The organism is Dickeya poaceiphila (assembly GCF_007858975.2).
In the GTDB taxonomy this organism is placed as follows: Bacteria; Pseudomonadota; Gammaproteobacteria; order Enterobacterales; family Enterobacteriaceae; genus Dickeya; species Dickeya poaceiphila.
The window spans coordinates 2209811-2229424 of the sequence record NZ_CP042220.2; the positions used below are offsets into that span (position 1 = coordinate 2209811).

A 19614-nucleotide genomic window follows, 5' to 3' on the forward strand; every position below is an offset into this window, starting at 1 on the left:
TTTTTGTCTTTTAGGTCGGTTATCAGAATTTGTAACCCACACCAAACATAAATACCCACGGGTCGAGGTGAGTTTTAATGCTTTGATCCTGACCTGCAGCCTTAAATTTCACTTTAGTATCGATATCCATCCACCATACCGACATATTTAACAACCAGTTTTTATTCAGGTTGTAATCCAGGCCAGCCTGTGCGGCAACGCCCCAGGAGCTTTTCAGGTGCAAATCACTTAATTGACCGCCAAGGTCCTGGGTAAATTTCTCATCAAAGAATGTGGTGTAGTTCAGACCAACGCCCAGATAAGGACGCAGTTTATCTGTACTCTGGCCAAAATAATATTGCGCCATTAATGTAGGTGGTAAGTGTTTTACCTCAGCAATCGAGCCAAGCGGCCCCAGGCTCACCTTATGCTTAAACGGCGTTGCCGCCAGCAATTCCATACCGATGTTATCGGTAAACATATAGCCGGCGGTCAGTCCTAGCTGAGTGTTGCTATTTACATCGAAAGAACCTTGCCCCAACACATCGTTAGAACCTGCATTCGGACGCACCGTCGCGGTTCCGGCACGCACAATCACATCACCAGCCTGATGAGCCTGTGCCAGTGCAGGAATCATCGCCGCCGCTATCATTAATAAAGAAACCTTTTTCATTATCCACTCCATTTGTAAGGTTAATATCCGTGCGAACTATACCCACTAAGGGTTATCGTTGTTTGAAGCCAGATCACATCCTGACAGGATTTTTACCACAAAACGACATTCATCAAACCACTGCAACCCTATAAAAAACAAAGAATTGATCCAAATCAAAATGCCCACAAAGAACAAATTTGTTAGCTTCATAAAAAACGAGCTGCACACGCTGACGTTTCGGCGTAGATTCAGCGTTTACCCCAGTGATTTAACGCCGAGTGAGGCCGGTGGATAATCAACATGAGTAATAACATCAACCCTTGCATGGAATGCGGCGCGTGCTGCGGTTATTTTCGGGTATCATTTTACTGGTCGGAAGCTGATGACGGCGGTGGTGCCGTTCCCGTCGAACTGACCGAACCGGTAACACCATTTCTGCGTTGTATGGCTGGCACCAACAGCAAACCGGTTCGCTGTTGCGCGCTGGAAGGAACCATCGGTGAGTCGGTTAGCTGCAGCATCTATGCTCAACGGCCAACACCTTGCCATGAATTTTCGCAATCAGGAGAAAACGGTCAGCGCAACGATGCCTGTGATCGGGCGCGGGCAGCCTATGGCCTGCCGCCGCTTATCCCGGCCAGCGTTCCGCAACCTTGTTCATAAATCAGAACAAAAATAGGCAGATAGCAGAAAGTCATGCCGGGGTGCCACGGAACGCCCGAACGGGTTACAATGGCCGGATAATATTTTATTGCTAACCTTTGCCAAGGAGTTTTCATGCCTATCACGGCCAGCAGGTTGTACCGTGACACCTTGAATTTTACGCGTAACCAGTTTTTCAGCATTCTGATGCTGGCACTGCTGACGTCCTTGATCACCGTTGTGCTCGGACATGCCTTTACCCCCGACAGCGAGCAACTGCAACAACTCAGCAACAGCAATCTGGATCTGTCCTCAATTGAACAGCCCGGCATCAGCGACATCATCCAGCAACTTTCCCCTGAGCAACAACTCATCCTGCTGAAAGCCTCTGCCGCTGGCACCTTTGCCACACTGGTGGGGAATGCTTTGTTAACCGGCGGCATGTTGATGCTAATCCAGCTGGTATCAGCCGGTCATCAAACCAGCGCACTGCGTGCAATTGCCGCTTCTGCGCCACTCTTACCTCGCCTGCTGCTACTGATACTGGTTTGCACCCTGCTGATTCAGCTAGGTATGCTGTTGGTTGTCGTGCCAGGGATTCTGCTCTCTATCGCTTTTAGTCTGTCGCCGGTAATCGCCGTTACCGAAAAACGGGGGATCTTCGCCTCCATGCGCGCCAGCAGTTCGCTGGCATTTTCCCATTTTCGCCAGACGGCACCGGCGGTAATGCTGTGGCTGCTGGCCAAAATCGCGTTGCTATTGTTGATCGCGCGTTTGCCGATGGTATCACCGACGGCTATGGCCGTGATTCTAAACGGTATCAGTAACATACTTTCCGCCATGCTGCTGGTGTATGTATTTCGTCTGTACATGCTGGTGCGCGGTTGATTATTGATTGTCCCGGAGTGGCGGCGACGCCGCTCCTTAATCAGCCCCGTCATCGCCGCCATAACGTAATTTTCTGCAAATTGTTACGATAAATCGGGAATCGCATTGCACAAACGGCGATAATAATTCAGAGACAGTCCACCTTTTTGATACATGCGGCCCCATCCCACATCGGGATAAGCGACGGATTAACACAATGAAGCAAATTATTGATTTTATTCCACTTATTGTATTTTTTATCTGTTATAAGCTGTATGACATTTATGTCGCCTCTGGTGCATTGATTGCCGCAACGGCAGCCGCGTTGCTGTTTAGCTGGTTTATTTATCGCAAAATCGAAAAGATGATGCTGCTGACTTTTTTGATGGTTGCGGTATTTGGCACCCTGACGCTGGTTTTCCATAACGATCAATTCATTAAATGGAAAGTCACGATTATTTATACATTGTTCTCTATCGCTTTGCTGTTCAGCCAGTTCGTCATGAAGAAGCCTCTGATTCAGCGTATGCTGGGTAAAGAGCTGTCATTACCCGAAATAGTATGGGCAAAACTGAACATTTCATGGGCGATATTTTTCCTGTTGTGCGGCCTGGCCAATATTTATATTGCTTTCTGGTTGCCACAAAACGTTTGGGTTGACTTTAAAGTATTTGGCCTTACCGGCCTGACTCTGGTATTTACATTATTGTGCGGCGTTTACATTTATCGTCATCTACCGGCTGAGACGGAAAAGACGGAAAATGAAGGCGAAAAATGATTTTCTGGCACAAACTGATTATTGACTACTCACAAGCGGATTCGTTGACCTTATGAGCAAACAAGACGTATTACCTCACGGCGAGCTGGTGCTGCGCACATTGGCTATGCCAGCTGATACCAACGCCAACGGCGATATTTTTGGCGGCTGGTTGATGTCGCAGATGGATATCGGCGGCGCTATTCTGGCAAAAGAGATTGCAGAAGGCCGTGTTGTCACCGTTCGGGTTGACGGCATGACGTTTCTCAAACCCGTTGCGGTCGGCGATGTAGTCTGCTGTTATGCCCGCTGCGTTCGTACGGGCTGCAGTTCAATGACCATCAATGTAGAAGTATGGGTGAAAAAGGTGTCGACCGATCCTATCGGCCAACGCTACCGCGCTACTGAAGCGTTGTTTACTTATGTTGCAGTAGACGAAGACGGTAGACCGCGTGAGCTACCGAAAGGGAAAAGCAATTTCGAGCCTGAACAATAATAGTTATCATGGCAAGCCAATAAGGCACCGCTAGCGGTGCCTTATTTGTCAGAGTAATGATTGTCAGTAACGATTTGTTAACATCAGCCGCAACCCTTATTCCATCGCTGCGCCACCGTTGATTCGGAAGATAATCGTCACTACCAGGTCTTTCCCAGGTTTGTTTTGTTCATAGCGCCATTTACGCATAGCCTGCTTGATGTCACGCTCAAACATGTTGTTAGGTTCAGCGGCCAGCACGCGGACATTATCTACCCGCCCCGACTCATCAACATCGAACTGTAGCTTAACCCGCCCTTCAATTCGTAAAGCGAACGCCCTGGCCGGATACTCTGGCTGCACCCGATTCAACGGTCTCGGACCAGAGGGCTGAGCACTGGCGACCGGTGCCTGAGCCACGGGTGCCGGATTATGGCTAACCGTTTGACTGGATTGCGGTTCAGGCGTGGTTTCACGCGGCATTTCTTTCGGTGGTTCTACCTTCTTCACCGGCTTGGGTTCTGGTTTTACCTTTGGTTTGGGCCGGGGTTTCGGCTCAGGTAACGGAACAGCAACAGGCGTCGGCAATGGCGGCGGTTCTGGCTGGACCTCTGGCTCCGGCGGCGGTTCCTGCGCTTTTTCAGGTTCAGGCAGAGGCGCAGGAGCAACCGCCTGCGGTGCCGTGTTCACCATCATCACCTGGATCGGTTGCGGGGTCGGTGGCAGCTTGACTGATGTATTAAATGAAGCAAACAGCAATCCGGCAATCAATGAGCCATGAAAACCCACGGAAACCAGCATAGGCCATGAATATCGGCGGGTCAGGAAAAATGTTTTCTGCGGCATAGTTATATGATGTCCTCTCACTGCGCAAGTTTAAATGCAAATGACAATCATATTCAATAGAGGCAGATCAATTCCCGCTGCTGACAGACTGTATCCGCTCCATTTCCAGACTATAACGCCGGGCTAACCGCTATGGGGATTGCCCCATCAACATCATCGCGTATGATGACGGTTCCACCTCATCATCTGACAGATAGGGATTTACCATGTTGTATGTGATTTATGCCACCGATGTGTCTGGTTCGCTGGAAAAACGCCTGGCTGCCCGCCCCGCACATCTCGCACGCCTGCAAACGCTGCGAGATCAAGGTCGCCTGTTAACCGCAGGACCATTGCCAGCCATCGACAGTGAAGATCCTGGCGCAGCCGGGTTTACCGGTTCTACCGTGATTGCCGAGTTCCCGTCACTGGAAGATGCCCAACAGTGGGCCAACGACGATCCCTATGTCGCCGCCGGTGTTTACGAAACGGTTAGCATTAAGCCATTCAAAAAAGTATTTTAATCTAACATTGACGGAGGTCATGGTATTTTCATCAACAAACACCTCCGTTAACCCATTAACTATCTGAAATATTTTAGTCATTTAACGATGTTATGTTGGCGGCAGTTTTCTTTAGAGAGTCATTGCCATGTCAGCATCCGCCCCGTCACGCTCCGGTTTCCTGGACAAAATACGCCAGTACCGCCTGAGTTTTCTTTCCGGTTTACTGTTGATCATCGGATTGTTTTCTTTACTACAGGTATTGTCTGTAGGGATGATATCGAAAACCATGACTGACGTGCGCCAGGACAGCGCCGCCAACGAAGCCCTGCGCCAGCAGCAGGCGTTAATGGATCAGGCTCGCATGGAAGTGATGAACGCCAGCGATAAGCTCAATCGCGCTGGAATTTACCTGATGTTTGATAAGGAAACCGGTTCAGTCGGCAGTTGGAATAGCCTGATGTCCGAAGCGGAAGAGTCATTAACTCACGCACAAGCCTATTACCAGAAGCTGGAACGCTACATTGGTTCTGCCCGTAACGATGCGGCCTTCACCGATCTTAAAAACAGCTATCAACAACTCTACAACGGGTTGCTCGAACTGGCGCAAGGTATAAAAAAAACCAATGAAATCGATATCTTCTTTGCCGTTCCTATCCAGGCTTATCAAACGCAGTTTACTCAAAAGTACGCCCATTACCTGCAAGAAAACGATAGTCGTCAGAAACAACACGCCCAGCAGTTATTAGATAACCTTGACGCCAGCCACACGCTGTTTATCGTCATTTTGGGGTTGTTGCTGGTCATTTCGCTGGCCGTCTGGATTGGTGTCAATAAGGTGATCGTTCATCCACTTCGACGCATTACCGACCACTTGCGGTTGATAGCCTCCGGGGACTTGTCACACAACATCGGCATAGAAAAGCGCGCAACGCGTGAAATCGCCCTGCTGAACAGCAGCGTGGTTCAGATGCAGAGCGGTCTGGTAACCCTGATAAGCCAGGTTCGTCAGGGTATGGAAACCATGATGCAACAAGTCAGCCACGTTACAACCGACAACCGCCAATTGTCTGAGCAGGCAAACCGGCAATCCGCTGAACTGAAAGTCACCACCGAGCACATTATCCAGCTTAGTCAGCACCTTGAGCAGAACGCCCGGTATACGGAAAAAGCCAGTCATCATGCGCAGGAAACCAGTCATATCGCCACCCAAGGCGAAACCATGATGAGCGACGTCAGCAATGCGATGCAGAATATTTCCAGCCGTAGCAAGGAGATGACAGAAGTCATTTCGCTGATAGAAAACGTCGCGTTTCAGACGCATATTCTGTCGCTGAATGCCGCCATTGAAGCTGCACGCGCCGGGGAAATGGGTAAAGGCTTTTCAGTCGTCGCCCGCGAAGTGGGTACACTGGCTTCACAGAGCAGCCAGTCGGCTCAAAACATTAATGCACTGATTCATGAGTCAGACAACAGTGTTGCTACGGGAGTCAGACTGGTTGTGCACCTCAATGACAGCCTGCAGGAAATTATTCAGGCTGCCAAAGGCACCAGCACGTTCCTGAGTGAAATTACCGATATTTCGCAACAGCAGAATCAAAGCATTCATGAAGTGACCAACCGCATCAGCTCACTCAACGATACCGTGAAACAGAACGCCTTGCAGGTGGAAGCTTCTGCGCATACCTGCCTCCAACTGCTTGAGCAGGCCAACGCGCTTAATCTGTCAGTCTCGCTGTTCCAGTTACCCGGCGTAGCTGAAGAACAAGCTGAACCCAATGCGCCACAAGCGATACCTGCTAAGGTCAACAACGGTTATGCCGTTCTGCCGCAGCACTCGCCAGCGCTGTAATGAGTCAGACGAACAAAATACTCAGATAAACGAGAAGGCCCAACGCGCTGATGAACATTGGGCCTTACTTACAGCAGATATCCACAGATTACCACTCGTAAGCCACCGCATATAATAATGCACGGCGCTGCTGTTTCTGACGCAGGTAATACATGTGGTGGATATGTCGGTAACTGCGAGACTGGGCCTCAAGCCAGCGACTCCGACGGCGTTGCACCTGACGCTGCATACGCCAACGGCTGATCTCATTCCGGCTGCGTTTCATGGCACGACTCTTACGATAAGCATGATAGGTTTGTCTATTATATCCCCCCGTTCTTGCGCGCCAAGAGCGACAACCGGATTTTTCCGAATCTACGTCCTTATTTGCCATACACTATGGTATTCAGAGTAAAGGACTTTCCCCTTTATGGAACTATGCATACACTTGACCAGGTGAACATTACCGCAACAGGGAATCGTGCATTGTTACTATGACAGCATTTTATACTGTACTGAGCGGATTACTGGCTTTCAGCTATTGGCTGCTTATTGCCAGTATTACGCTACGTATTCTGATGAAAAGGCGTGCTGTCCCTTCTGCAATGGCCTGGCTGTTAGTGATTTATATTCTGCCATTGGTCGGGATCGTCGCTTACCTGTTATTTGGTGAACTGCACCTGGGGAAACGTCGCGCAGAGCGCGCTCGGCAAATGTGGCCGGTTACCGCCCAGTGGTTACGGGAGCTAAAAGAATACCGCCGTATTTTCGCCACCGAAAATAGCGAAGTGGCGCGCTCATTATTCCAGCTGTGCGAACGCCGCCAGGGTATCGGCGGTATCAAAGGCAATCAGCTACAGTTATTGACCTCATTTGACGGCACCATCAAAACACTGCTCCGTGACATCGAATTAGCCCGTAACAACATCGAAATGGTGTTTTACATCTGGCAAATGGGTGGTCTGGTAGAGCAGGTGATGACTGCCCTGCTGGCAGCATCGCGGCGCGGAGTCAAATGCCGCATCCTGCTAGACTCAGCTGGCAGCGTGCAGTTCTTTCACAGCACGTATCCGGAGATGATGCGCACCGCCGGCATTACAGTAGTGGATGCGTTGCAAGTGAATCTGTTGCGCGCTTTCCTGCGCCGAATGGATTTGCGCCAGCACCGCAAGGTGATCCTGATAGACAATCGCATCGCCTATACCGGCAGCATGAATATGGTGGACCCGCGTTACTTCAAGCAGGAATCCGGCGTTGGTCAGTGGGTAGACCTGATGGTGCGCATCGAAGGGCCGGTAACCACCACGATGGGTGTTATCTATAGTATGGACTGGGAAATGGAAACCGGTCAGCGCCTGCCGCCACCGCCGCCCGATGTAAACATCATGCCGTTTGAGCAAGAACGCGGTCATACAGTGCAGGTCATCGCTTCTGGTCCCGGCTACCCTGAAGATATGATTCATCAGGCGTTACTGACCGCGGTTTACTCTGCCCGTCACCAGTTGATCATGACTACCCCTTATTTTGTACCGAGCGATGACCTACAACACGCCATCTGCACCGCCGCCCAGCGCGGCGTAGAGGTCAGTATCATCGTACCGTGCAAAAATGACTCCATGATGGTTGGCTGGGCCTGCAAAGCCTTTTTCACCGAATTACTGGCGGCGGGAGCCAAGATTTATCAATTTGAAGGTGGGTTGCTGCATACCAAGAGTGTACTGGTCGATGGGCAACTTAGCCTGGTCGGAACAGTCAATCTGGATATGCGCAGCCTGTGGCTGAACTTCGAAATCACCCTGGTGATTGACGATGACGCATTCGGCAGCGACCTGGCCTGTGTACAGGAGGATTATATGTCCCGTTCGCGTCTGTTAAGCGCTGAAGAATGGTTAACGCGCCCTTATTGGCAACGTATTGTCGAGCGGCTGTTCTACTTTTTTAGTCCGTTGCTGTAATCACACTGCCCTTCATGCTCTAATACCCCATCACGTTTTAACAGGAATGTTGTATGGATTTAAATAACCGCCTGACAGAAGATGAAACGCTGGAACAGGCTTACGATATCTTTCTGGAACTGGCGCCGGATAACCTGGACCCCGCAGACATCCTGCTGTTCAATCTACAGTTTGAGGAGCGCGGCGGTGCGGAACTGTTTGATCCAGCTGAAGACTGGCAGGAGCATGTGGATTTCGACCTGAATCCGGACTTTTTCGCCGAAGTGGTCATTGGTTTGGCCGATCAGGAAGGTGAAGAAATTAATGATATTTTCGCCCGCATCCTGATCTGCCGCGAAAAAGATCACAAACTGTGCCACATCCTGTGGAAAGAATGACGAACCGTTTCGTAAAACTCGCAGGGTTTAGCTGGTCACCACACTGACTAAACGCTAAAAACAGCAAAACGCCCCATTAACGGGGCGTTTTTACTTAATAAGCTTAACAACACATTACGATATTGGGTCCACCTTCAGGCAAGACACCGCGTGACGGAAGCTGCCTTCAAGTACTGGCCGGGTTTTGGCGCACTCCGGCCCGACAACCGGGCAACGGGTGCAGAAAACACAGCCCGACGGCGGGTTAATCGGTGACGGCAGATCGCCTTCCAGCAGTTGAATCTGCTTGTTGCGCTCTTTATCCGGATCAGGAATCGGTACCGCTGACATCAATGCACGCGTGTAAGGATGCTGCGGATTGTGGTACAGCTCGTCATAAGTCCCCAGTTCTACCGCATGGCCCAGATACATCACCAGCACGCGGTCAGAAATGTGTTTCACCACCGACAAATCATGGGCGATAAAGATCAGTGACAGCCCCATCTCCCGCTGCAACTGTTGCAGCAGATTCACTACCTGAGCCTGAATTGACACGTCCAGCGCGGAAACCGGCTCGTCACAGATAATCAGCTTCGGTTCCAGAATCAACGCACGAGCAATGCCGATACGCTGACACTGACCACCGGAAAATTCATGTGGGTAGCGGTTGATGAGGTTCGGCAGCAAACCGACCTTCATCATCATCGTTTTGACGCGATCTTTCACTTCCTGACGCGACATATCTGGATGGTAGGTACGCAACGGCTCAGCGATAATTTCGCCGATGGTCATACGCGGGTTGAGCGAGGCCAACGGGTCCTGGAAAATCATCTGAATATCGCTACGTACATCACGCCATTCAGTGTCACGCATTCCCAGCAGGTCTTTTCCCAGCCAGCTAATACGCCCGCTGGTCGCTTTTACCAGACCAATAATGGCGCGAGCCAGCGTGGATTTACCACACCCCGACTCCCCGACCACGCCCAGCGTTTCCCCTTCGTACAAACGCAGGGTAACGCCATCCACAGCCTTGAGCTTTTTAGCCGGCTGCCAGAACCACTGCTTGTCATCACGGATATCAAAGTGGACTTTCAGTTCATCCACTTCAAGCAATACTTTTTTGTTTTCCAACTCATTCATACTAATTCCCCCACACTCCGGAAACAGGCACGCAGACGCCCTTCGCCAAACGACGTCAATTCAGGCGTATGGTGGCACTGTTCCTGTGCATACGGGCAACGCGGCTGGAAAGGACACCCTTTCGGCAAACGCAACAGGTTGGGTGGATTTCCCGGAATAGTGGCCAGCACCTCATTCTCTTCATCAAGACGCGGAATCGCTTTCAACAGGCCAAGTGAGTACGGATGCGTCGGTTCATAGAAAATTTCGCGCGCACTGCCGTACTCCATAGTCCGACCGGCGTACATCACCAGTACTTTATCGCAAATACCGGCCACCACGCCCAGGTCGTGGGTGATCATAATAATGGCGGTATTGAATTCACGTTTAAGGTCATTGAGCAACGTCATGATCTGCGCCTGCACCGTTACGTCGAGCGCCGTGGTCGGCTCGTCGGCGATTAGCAGTTTGGGGCGGCACAGCAGCGCCATTGCGATCATCACACGCTGGCGCATCCCGCCGGAAAACTCGTGCGGATACATGCGCATCCGTTTTCTGGCTTCCGGCATTTTCACCGCATCCAGCATACGTACCGATTCTTCAAATGCTTCGCTTTTGCCAAGCTTCTTGTGCTGCATCAGCACTTCCATCAACTGATCGCCAACACGCATGTAGGGGTTCAGCGATGTCATCGGGTCCTGAAAAATCATGGCGATCTCTTCCGCACGCAGGCGATTAAGTTCGCGCTCCGGCAGATTGAGAATCTCACGACCATTAAATCGGGCAGAGCCGCCGATACGGCCATTGGCCGCCAGCAGGCCCATCAGCGCAAACGCGGTCTGAGACTTACCAGAACCGGATTCCCCGACAATCCCCAGCGTTTCACCAGCACTGAGCGAAAAATTAAGATCATTCACCGCCGTGACATCACCATCCGGCGTACTGAAAGTCACGCGCAAATCTTTCACATCAAGCAGCGCATCGCGGGTTTCTGACGTATTCACCATAATATGAAGCGTCTCCTTAGCGGTCTTTCGGGTCGAGGGCATCACGCAGGCCATCGCCGATAAAGTTAAAACAGAACAGAGTTACCACCAGGAAACCGGCGGGATACAGCAGCAACCATGGCGCTACTTCCATCGAGTTGGCGCCATCGTTTAGCAACGCGCCCCAACTGCTCAGCGGCTCCTGGGTACCCAGACCAAGGAAACTCAGAAAAGATTCGAACAGGATCATGCTCGGCACCAGCAGCGAGGCATACACCACTACCACTCCCAGCACATTCGGCACCACATGACGCAACACGATGCTACGGGTGGATACACCGCAGACCAGCGCAGCTTCAATGAACTCTTTACGCTTCAGGCTCAGCGTCTGACCGCGGACAATACGCGCCATATCCAGCCAGGACACCATGCCGATAGCGACAAAGATCAGCAGGATATTTTGTCCGAACAGGGTCACCAGCAAAATAACGAAGAACATGAACGGAAAGGAGTTAAGAATCTCCAGCAGACGCATCATCACTGAGTCCACTTTACCGCCCATATAACCGGACGCGGCGCCATACAGCGTTCCTACAATGACCGCCACCAACGCGGCGGCAACACCGACCATCAGGGAAATGCGGCCACCGATAGCCACACGCACCAGCAGGTCGCGACCAGAAGAGTCGGTACCGAAATAGTGTTTGGACAGCATATCAGGCGCGCTGGACATCATATTCCAGTCGGTATCGGCATAGTTGAACGGTGCCACCATCGGGCCGAGAACCACAAACAGCGTAATAAGCGTCAGGACAAACAGACTGGCCAGCGCAGCCCGGTTGTGCATGAAGCGACGACGCGCATCCTGCCACAGGCTGCGTCCTTCCACTTCCAGTTTTTCGCTGAAGTTATCCAGCGCTTCGCGGTTACGTTTATTCCAGAACATCAGTGATTTACCTTAGTAACGGATCTTCGGATCGATGACCGCGTACAGCACATCGATGATCGCATTAAACAGAATGGTCAGCGCCCCCACCAAAATAGTCAGGCTAAGTACCAGCGAATAGTCACGGTTAAGCGCCCCGTTAACAAATAACTGACCAATACCCGGTAAACCGAAAATGGTTTCAATCACCATGGAGCCAGTAATAATCCCCACGAACGCAGGCCCCATGTAGGAAAGTACCGGCAACAGTGCAGGCTTCAGTGCATGGCGCAGAATAATTCGGCGCAACGGCAGCCCTTTGGCGCGTGCGGTGCGAATAAAGTTTGAATGCAGCACTTCAATCATCGAGCCACGGGTAATACGGGCGATGCTGGCAATATAAGACAGGGATAACGCGACCATCGGCAGAATAATGTATTTCGGCGCGCCACCATTCCAGCCGCCGCCCGGCAACCAACGCAGGGTGATTGCGAAAACCAATACCAGCAATGGAGCCACCACAAAACTTGGGATCACTACCCCGGTCATGGCAAAGCCCATTACCGTATAGTCCCATTTACTGTTTTGATTTAATGCGGCTATCACGCCGGAGGTCACCCCCAGCAGTACCGCCAACAGAAATGCAGCGGCCCCCAATTTAGCCGACACCGGGAACGCCCGAACGACCAAATCATTGACCGAATAATCTTTGTACTTGAAAGAGGGACCAAAGTCGCCTTTCAGTAATTGCACCAGATAATTGCCATACTGTTTGATCATTGGATCATTCAGATGGTATTTGGCTTCGATATTCGCCATCACTTCAGGAGGAAGATTGCGTTCTCCAGTAAACGGACTTCCCGGCGCCAGTCGCATCATGAAAAACGAAATAGTGATCAGGATGAACAGCGTCGGGATTGCTTCCAGGCAACGACGGAAAATAAATTTTAACATTGGCCTTACCTATAAACCGGTCTGAAATTTTCGTTTCTATTTATCAAACTTTATCAAACCGAATAAGGGCCGAGTGCCAGTCAGCACCCAGCCCTGTCATCATTAATGCTTGATAATATAAAGATTTTTGACGTTCAGGTTATCCAGAGGATCTTTACCTGTGATGCCACCCACATAAGGTTTAACCAGACGGGTATTGGCGTAATAGTACACCGGAACCACCACTGCGTCTTTTTCCAGCAGCATCTCGGCCTGTTTGTAAACGTTAACACGCTCTTCTTCGGTTTTGGCGGCCAGTGCATTCGCCATCAACTTATCGAAATCCGCACTCTTATAATGCGAGGTGTTGCTGCTGCTATTGGCGATCATGATGTTCAGGAATGTGGTCGGTTCGTTATAGTCCGCACACCAGCCAGCACGAGCTACGTCAAATGTGCCCTGGTGACGACTATCCAGAAACGTTTTCCACTCCTGATTTTCCAACTTCGCATCTACGCCAATGTTGCTTTTCCAGATGGAAGATGCAGCGATAGCCAGTTTTTTGTGCAGATCGGACGTATTGTACAGCAGGTTAAAGGTCAGCGGTTTTTCAGCCGTGAAACCAGCTTCAGCCAGCAGCTTTTTCGCTTCGGCGTTACGTTTTTCACGCGACCAGCTCACCCACTCCGGCGGAGTCAATTTACCTTCCAGACCATCGATATACGGCGGCGTGAAACCAAACGCTGGCGTATCACCCTGACCTTTCACCTTGTTGACCAGAATGTCCTGATCCAACCCCAACACCAGCGCCTGACGCACACGCGCATCGGTAAACGGCGCTTTCTGGTTGTTGATCTCATAGTAGTAGGTACACAGATACGGATCCGCCTTCACTTCGTTGGGGATCTCTTTTTTCAGTTTCTGGAACAGCTCAATCGGCAGGTTGTTATACGTCATGTCGATCTCACCGCTACGGTAACGGTTCACATCCGTCACTTCAGAAGAAATCGGCAGATAAGTCACTTTATTAATAATGGTATTCGCGTTATCCCAATAATTCGGGTTGCGCTCCAGAACGATTTTTTCGTTCACGATCCATTCTTTCAGCGTGTAGGCACCATTGCCAACCCAGTTGGCCGGTTGAGTCCATTTGTCGCCAAATTTCTCAACCACTTTTTGGTTCACCGGGAAAGTAGACGGATGCACCAGCAGCTTATAGAAGTACGGAACCGGCTCGCTCAGCGTGACTTCCAGCGTATGGTCGTCAACAGCTTTCACGCCCAGCGTATCAGGCGATTTTTTGCCCGCTACTACGTCGTCAATGTTAACGATATGGCCAAACTGCAGGTAACTGGCGTAAGGTGACGCCGTTTTCGGGTCAGAAATACGCCGCCAGCTGTAGACGAAATCCTGTGCGGTAACCGGATCGCCGTTGGACCATTTGGCGTCTTTACGCAGATGGAAGATCCAGACTTTGAAATCTTTGTTGTCCCAGCTTTCTGCTACACCCGGAGCCGGGTGGCCGTCCGGAGAGGTAACCAACAGCCCTTCCATCAAATCGCGCGCGATGTTGGATTCCGGCACGCCTTCCATTTTATGGGGGTCCAGCGAGGCAACTTCAGAACCATTATTACGTACCAGTTCCTGCTTTTCAGCCAGTTGCACACCAGCCGGCACCGTAGCGGCCCAGGCAGAAACGCCAGCAGAGGCAGTGATAGCCGCGAGAATACTGACCGCCAGTCTTTTTTTAATAGTGTTGTTTACCATTATTTACCTTGCTCCTGTTCTACTGTTATCACCCAATCAGGCATATAACCTTTTTTACGTATTACGCGGACAGACAACATCGCCACCAGAGGAACGAATCTGGCAACATGGCCGCTTAATCACATCAAAATTGTTTTATCCACGCAGCCCGGCCAATACCCAGTGTGCCGCTCTGACGTGTTGGAAAAATCAACAGAGATAAAAACAGCACATTATTTGGGCAACCCAAAAACTGCCGTAGTCCCTTCATCGGACCGGCAGTTTGCAGCCATTTCCACTCTTCCCTGATGTTACGCTCTCCTGCAAAAAAGCAGTTAAGGATAACGTTTTAATAAATTTAACTTATCCGTAACAGCCAAGAGAAATAGCGTGATGCCGAACGTATCAGAAGAATCCCGCTTCGCCAACAGATTTTGCAGGCTGTTACTTAAATTTCTTTTCCATCCTGAAATGTCACAAAAAGGACTGAGTAGCTAAATGGATATAAAAGCATCCATACTGCCTGTCGAGAGGCTAAAGATTCAACTGACAGCAGATTGTCCAATAACTTGTAAATATGAAAGAATTAACAGTAATTCAGAGCAAAAACCGGACGATAAAACACTATTGCAACCAACACCCTCCTTCACGATTACGCCACCTTGACATGTGAATAAATTAACAGCAAATGCGCCACCCTTTCAGCAGAACGACTGTCATATACCATCCTATAAAAATTAGTTTATCTAATGAATTAAACCAAAATAAAAATAAATTATGGCACATCAGGCGATAAATAATAGTAAGGGATGCCCTCGTTTCTACCGGACGGAACAAGCGGGTATGGCTTGAAGAGAAAATATTAATAAAAATAAGGTATACCCAAAATAATTCAGGCTGCGGGGCAAAATGTGGGGGGAATTGAACAACGTCACGCGGCAACGCATGACATCCACGAAAGATGAGGCCAGTAAACCGCTGGCATAAGCGCCATTAGTAGCAGACGGAATAAAAGAGTGAACGATTCCTCAACGAGATAAACGCCTCAATAAAGAGGCGAGTAATAACAAACCAATATCCTTCAGATTGCGACGTATCACCTGTAGCCCCTTTCGCCGCTATAATAGGCCGGGAAACAGCGCCCGAATGCCTGTCACGATAAACTCTATGCCGAGCGACATCAGCAACAACCCCATAATACGTGTTACTACGTTAATGCCTGTTTGCCCAAGCAACCGCACCAGCGCTGGCGCGACTCTAAACAGCAGCCAACAACAGAATGCAAAAACAGCAATCGCCACCGACAATCCCAACAAATTCTGCCAGCCGTGATAACGAGAACTCCAGACAATAGTGGAGCTGATTGCCCCTGGTCCCGCCATTAATGGTAACGCCAGCGGTACCACACCAATACTTTCCCGGTTGGCGGTTTCCGTCTTCTCTTGTTTATTCTGCTTATCTTCGCCCAGCTTGCCGCTTATCATCGACATGGCAATGGTCGTTATCAGAATACCGCCTGCAATTCTGAACGAATCAATCGAGATGCCGAATAGCCGCAAAATAGTGTCACCAAAAAACAGCGCGACCCACAGAATGATCACCACGGAAACATTCGCAGTCAGGTTAGTTCTGTTCCTCCCGTCTCCAGCCTGATAGCTGGTCATGCTGATAAATATGGGCAAAATACCCACTGGATTAATCAATGCAAACAACCCGATAAAAAACTTGATGTAACCGGAGAAATCCAAGACAGGCTGAATCACATTCCACCTCTGAAAATTATTGTCAACCCCAGGAATCCTTGGCGATCCGCCGCCACGCACCGTGACATCCCTACAATAATGTAAAGCACTGCCCTCCTCCATCTCTGGTCAGGATGATTATCCTCTATCCACCCCCCAATTCTCGATACAAATTCATATAAACACACGCATAAACCGGTCATTTATTTTTAACAAATCGCACAAAAAAATGATAATAGATCTCAATATCGCCATGCTGAATGGTGTCAGCATGGCGATTTAGCGAGAATGATCACAAAAAACCGGCTAGCAACGGGGTATGCTGATTTCATTCTGAAGAGCAGGAAACCAGAAATAGTAGATTATACCGTCACGTTGGCGACGGCTTTAGGAAAAGAATTAAGAAATTCATATTTCTGTTATTAACCCAGGCAACCGTCTTCATCAGGAGCGCTTTGAGTCAATGGATAACCGCCAAAGCAAAATTATCAGGAGCTTCAACCATTATCTATACTGCTTATTATTTATCTGGCTGACCATTGACTGAAAGAGCTTAACATTACAGGAGAGCATTATGGCCGTAACAAACGTTGCTGAACTTAACGCTTTGGTCGAACGCGTCAAAAAAGCGCAGCAGGAATTTGCAAATTTCACGCAGGAACAAGTTGACCGGATATTCCGGGCTGCTGCACTCGCGGCAGCCGATGCCCGTATTCCGCTGGCGAAAATGGCAGTCGCCGAATCCGGTATGGGTATCATCGAAGACAAGGTAATCAAAAACCATTTTGCCTCCGAATACATTTATAACGCTTATAAGGATGATCAGACCTGTGGTGTACTTTCCGTCGATGATACCTTTGGCACCATTACGATTGCCGAACCTATCGGTCTTATCTGCGGTATCGTTCCAACCACGAACCCGACTTCCACAGCGATATTCAAGGCGCTGATCAGCCTGAAGACCCGTAACGGCATTATCTTCTCTCCTCATCCACGTGCGAAAAACGCGACCAACAAGGCAGCCGATATCGTGTTGCAGGCAGCAATTGCCGCTGGCGCCCCTAAAGATATCATCGGCTGGATTGATGAACCCTCGGTGGAGCTGTCCAACCAACTGATGCACCACCCGGATATCAACCTGATCCTGGCAACCGGTGGCCCCGGCATGGTAAAAGCGGCTTACAGTTCCGGTAAACCGGCAATTGGCGTAGGCGCAGGCAACACCCCGGTAGTCATTGACGAAACGGCTGATATTAAACGTGCCGTAGCCTCAATTCTGATGTCCAAAACCTTCGACAACGGTGTAATTTGTGCCTCCGAACAATCGGTCATCGTGGTTGATGAAATCTATGATTCCGTACGTGAACGCTTCTCAACGCATGGTGGCTACCTGCTGAAAGGTAAAGAGTTGCAGGCAGTACAGGCGATTATTTTGAAAAACGGTGCGCTCAATGCAGCCATTGTTGGTCAGCCAGCTATCAAGATCGCTGAAATGGCAGGCATCTCAGTACCTGCCAGCACGAAAGTACTGATCGGCGAGGTAACCCATGCCGACGAGTCAGAACCGTTCGCTCACGAGAAACTCTCCCCGACGCTGGCGATGTATCGGGCGAAAGATTTTGAAGATGCCGTCAACAAAGCGGAAAAACTGGTCGCCATGGGGGGTATCGGCCACACCTCTTGCCTGTACACCGATCAGGACAATCAGGCTCGTCGCGTCAACCATTTCGGCGATAAGATGAAAACCGCACGTATTCTGATCAATACGCCAGCATCACAAGGCGGTATCGGCGATCTGTACAACTTTAAGCTGGCGCCGTCGTTAACGCTGGGCTGCGGCTCATGGGGCGGTAACTCCATCTCTGAAAACGTCGGTCCGAAGCACTTGATCAACCGTAAAACGGTGGCTAAGCGAGCTGAAAACATGCTGTGGCACAAACTTCCCAAATCCATCTATTTCCGTCGTGGCTCCCTGCCGATCGCGCTGGAAGAAGTCGCAAGCGACGGCGCCAAACGCGCCTTTATCGTGACCGACCGATTCCTGTTTAATAACGGTTACGTAGATCAGATTACCTCCGTACTGAAACAGCAAGGTCTGGATACCGATGTCTTCTTCGAAGTAGAAGCCGATCCAACGCTCAGCATCGTTCGTAAAGGCGCAGAGCAGATGAATGCGTTCAAACCAGACGTTATCATCGCACTGGGTGGGGGGTCGCCGATGGATGCCGCCAAGATCATGTGGGTCATGTACGAGCACCCGGATACCCACTTTGAAGAACTGGCGCTACGGTTTATGGATATCCGCAAACGTATCTACAAGTTCCCGAAAATGGGCGTGAAAGCCAAATTGATCGCCGTCACCACCACTTCCGGTACGGGTTCTGAAGTCACGCCGTTCGCGGTGGTAACCGATGATGCCACCGGCCAGAAATATCCGCTGGCAGACTATGCACTGACCCCGGATATGGCGATTGTAGACGCCAATCTGGTGATGAATATGCCGAAATCCTTGTGTGCGTTCGGTGGACTGGATGCGGTAACCCACTCGCTGGAAGCGTATGTATCCGTACTGGCGAATGAATACTCCGATGGACAGGCGCTGCAGGCGCTGAAGCTGTTGAAAGAAAATTTACCGACCAGTTACCGTGAAGGGGCGAAAAACCCGGTCGCCCGCGAACGCGTCCACAACGCTGCGACTATTGCCGGTATCGCGTTTGCTAACGCCTTCCTGGGCGTCTGCCACTCTATGGCGCACAAACTGGGTTCTGAGTTCCATATCCCGCACGGTCTGGCCAATGCGTTGCTGATTAGCAACGTGATTCGTTACAACGCCAACGATAACCCGACCAAGCAGACCGCGTTCAGTCAGTATGACCGCCCGCAAGCGCGCCGTCGTTATGCGGAAGTGGCCGACCATCTTGGCCTGAGCGCGGCTGGCGACCGCACGGCTCAGAAAATCGAGAAACTGTTGGCCTGGTTGGAAAGCATGAAGAAAGAGCTGGGTATCCCCACCTCTATCCGTGAAGCTGGAGTACAGGAGGCCGACTTCCTGGCTAAAGTGGACAAGCTTTCTGAGGATGCGTTTGACGACCAGTGTACCGGTGCTAACCCGCGTTATCCGCTGATTGCTGAGCTGAAACAAATCCTGCTGGATTCGTTCTATGGCCGTCCGTTTGTTGAACACACGGTTGCTGATGCCAAAGCCGCTCCGGTTGTGGCCAGCACCTCCGTCAAAGCGGAAAAAACCGAGAAAAAAGAGAAAAAAGTCACCAACTAATGTTGTGTTGACCTAAGGTAATCTCAAAGCCCTGTATCGCA

18 protein-coding genes are annotated in these 19614 nt (G+C 50.4%); 9 read left to right on the forward strand and 9 right to left on the reverse strand.

Annotation, left to right across the window (positions count from 1 at the left end; all coding sequences use genetic code 11):
* Nucleotides 1-22 precede the first annotated feature (22 nt).
* Nucleotides 23-652 carry an outer membrane protein OmpW gene (ompW, locus tag Dpoa569_RS09805; RefSeq protein WP_042870473.1) on the reverse strand — a complete coding sequence of 210 codons (630 nt, stop codon included), beginning with the start codon at nt 650-652 and terminating at the stop codon, nt 23-25.
* Nucleotides 653-934: 282 nt separating this feature from the next.
* Between ompW and Dpoa569_RS09810 the strand changes: the two genes are divergently transcribed.
* The 4 genes from Dpoa569_RS09810 to yciA all read left to right on the forward strand — a co-directional run bounded on the left by Dpoa569_RS09810 (nt 935) and on the right by yciA (nt 3396).
* Entirely contained in the window at nt 935-1297 is a 363-nt protein-coding gene (locus Dpoa569_RS09810) for a YkgJ family cysteine cluster protein (RefSeq protein ID WP_042870472.1), read from the forward strand.
* Between the two features lie 114 nt (nt 1298-1411).
* Nucleotides 1412-2164 carry a YciC family protein gene (locus tag Dpoa569_RS09815; RefSeq protein ID WP_042870471.1) on the forward strand — a complete coding sequence of 251 codons (753 nt, stop codon included), beginning with the start codon at nt 1412-1414 and terminating at the stop codon, nt 2162-2164.
* 196 nt (nt 2165-2360) lie between these two features.
* Nucleotides 2361-2921: a septation protein A gene (locus tag Dpoa569_RS09820; RefSeq protein ID WP_042870470.1), complete on the forward strand. Its 561-nt coding sequence runs from the start codon at nt 2361-2363 to the stop codon at nt 2919-2921.
* Between the two features lie 52 nt (nt 2922-2973).
* Nucleotides 2974-3396, forward strand: coding sequence for an acyl-CoA thioester hydrolase YciA (yciA, locus tag Dpoa569_RS09825; protein WP_042870468.1), 423 nt, complete (start codon nt 2974-2976; stop codon nt 3394-3396).
* A 96-nt stretch (nt 3397-3492) separates the two neighbouring features.
* Here yciA and tonB read toward each other — a convergent pair whose 3' ends face one another.
* On the reverse strand, nt 3493-4221 hold the full coding sequence (gene tonB / locus Dpoa569_RS09830) for a TonB system transport protein TonB (RefSeq protein ID WP_042870466.1): 729 nt from the start codon (nt 4219-4221) through the stop codon (nt 3493-3495).
* A 206-nt stretch (nt 4222-4427) separates the two neighbouring features.
* Between tonB and Dpoa569_RS09835 the strand changes: the two genes are divergently transcribed.
* Nucleotides 4428-4724 (forward strand): YciI family protein, encoded by a 297-nt coding sequence (locus Dpoa569_RS09835; RefSeq protein ID WP_042870465.1) that lies wholly within the window; start codon nt 4428-4430, stop codon nt 4722-4724.
* Nucleotides 4725-4851: 127 nt separating this feature from the next.
* The gene (locus Dpoa569_RS09840; RefSeq protein ID WP_042870464.1) at nt 4852-6555 is read left to right on the forward strand and encodes a methyl-accepting chemotaxis protein; all 1704 of its coding nucleotides are present in this window, start codon (nt 4852-4854) and stop codon (nt 6553-6555) included.
* 88 nt (nt 6556-6643) lie between these two features.
* Here Dpoa569_RS09840 and Dpoa569_RS09845 read toward each other — a convergent pair whose 3' ends face one another.
* Nucleotides 6644-6820 carry a YciY family protein gene (locus tag Dpoa569_RS09845; RefSeq protein ID WP_128569713.1) on the reverse strand — a complete coding sequence of 59 codons (177 nt, stop codon included), beginning with the start codon at nt 6818-6820 and terminating at the stop codon, nt 6644-6646.
* A 208-nt stretch (nt 6821-7028) separates the two neighbouring features.
* Between Dpoa569_RS09845 and cls the strand changes: the two genes are divergently transcribed.
* Together cls and Dpoa569_RS09855 are read left to right on the forward strand one after the other, a co-directional pair.
* On the forward strand, nt 7029-8489 hold the full coding sequence (gene cls / locus Dpoa569_RS09850) for a cardiolipin synthase (RefSeq protein WP_146411294.1): 1461 nt from the start codon (nt 7029-7031) through the stop codon (nt 8487-8489).
* Nucleotides 8490-8542: 53 nt separating this feature from the next.
* A complete protein-coding gene (locus tag Dpoa569_RS09855; RefSeq protein WP_042870461.1) occupies nt 8543-8866 on the forward strand; it encodes an HI1450 family dsDNA-mimic protein in 324 nt (107 codons plus the stop codon).
* A gap of 114 nt (nt 8867-8980) precedes the next feature.
* Here Dpoa569_RS09855 and oppF read toward each other — a convergent pair whose 3' ends face one another.
* From oppF to Dpoa569_RS09885, 6 genes are all read right to left on the reverse strand, one after another.
* Nucleotides 8981-9985: a murein tripeptide/oligopeptide ABC transporter ATP binding protein OppF gene (oppF, locus tag Dpoa569_RS09860; RefSeq protein WP_042870459.1), complete on the reverse strand. Its 1005-nt coding sequence runs from the start codon at nt 9983-9985 to the stop codon at nt 8981-8983.
* Nucleotides 9982-10971 (reverse strand): ABC transporter ATP-binding protein, encoded by a 990-nt coding sequence (gene oppD / locus Dpoa569_RS09865; RefSeq protein WP_042870457.1) that lies wholly within the window; start codon nt 10969-10971, stop codon nt 9982-9984. Before oppD ends, oppF begins: the two co-directional genes overlap by 4 nt.
* A 16-nt stretch (nt 10972-10987) precedes the next feature.
* The gene (oppC, locus tag Dpoa569_RS09870) at nt 10988-11896 is read right to left on the reverse strand and encodes an oligopeptide ABC transporter permease OppC (protein WP_042870456.1); all 909 of its coding nucleotides are present in this window, start codon (nt 11894-11896) and stop codon (nt 10988-10990) included.
* 12 nt (nt 11897-11908) lie between these two features.
* Nucleotides 11909-12829: an oligopeptide ABC transporter permease OppB gene (oppB, locus tag Dpoa569_RS09875; protein WP_042870455.1), complete on the reverse strand. Its 921-nt coding sequence runs from the start codon at nt 12827-12829 to the stop codon at nt 11909-11911.
* Between the two features lie 102 nt (nt 12830-12931).
* Complete coding sequence (gene oppA, locus Dpoa569_RS09880; protein ID WP_042870452.1) at nt 12932-14575, reverse strand: oligopeptide ABC transporter substrate-binding protein OppA; 1644 nt, start codon at nt 14573-14575, stop codon at nt 12932-12934.
* Nucleotides 14576-15672: 1097 nt separating this feature from the next.
* On the reverse strand, nt 15673-16317 hold the full coding sequence (locus Dpoa569_RS09885; RefSeq protein WP_042870450.1) for a YchE family NAAT transporter: 645 nt from the start codon (nt 16315-16317) through the stop codon (nt 15673-15675).
* 553 nt (nt 16318-16870) lie between these two features.
* Between Dpoa569_RS09885 and adhE the strand changes: the two genes are divergently transcribed.
* The gene (adhE, locus tag Dpoa569_RS09890; RefSeq protein ID WP_042870448.1) at nt 16871-19573 is read left to right on the forward strand and encodes a bifunctional acetaldehyde-CoA/alcohol dehydrogenase; all 2703 of its coding nucleotides are present in this window, start codon (nt 16871-16873) and stop codon (nt 19571-19573) included.
* Nucleotides 19574-19614 lie beyond the last annotated feature (41 nt).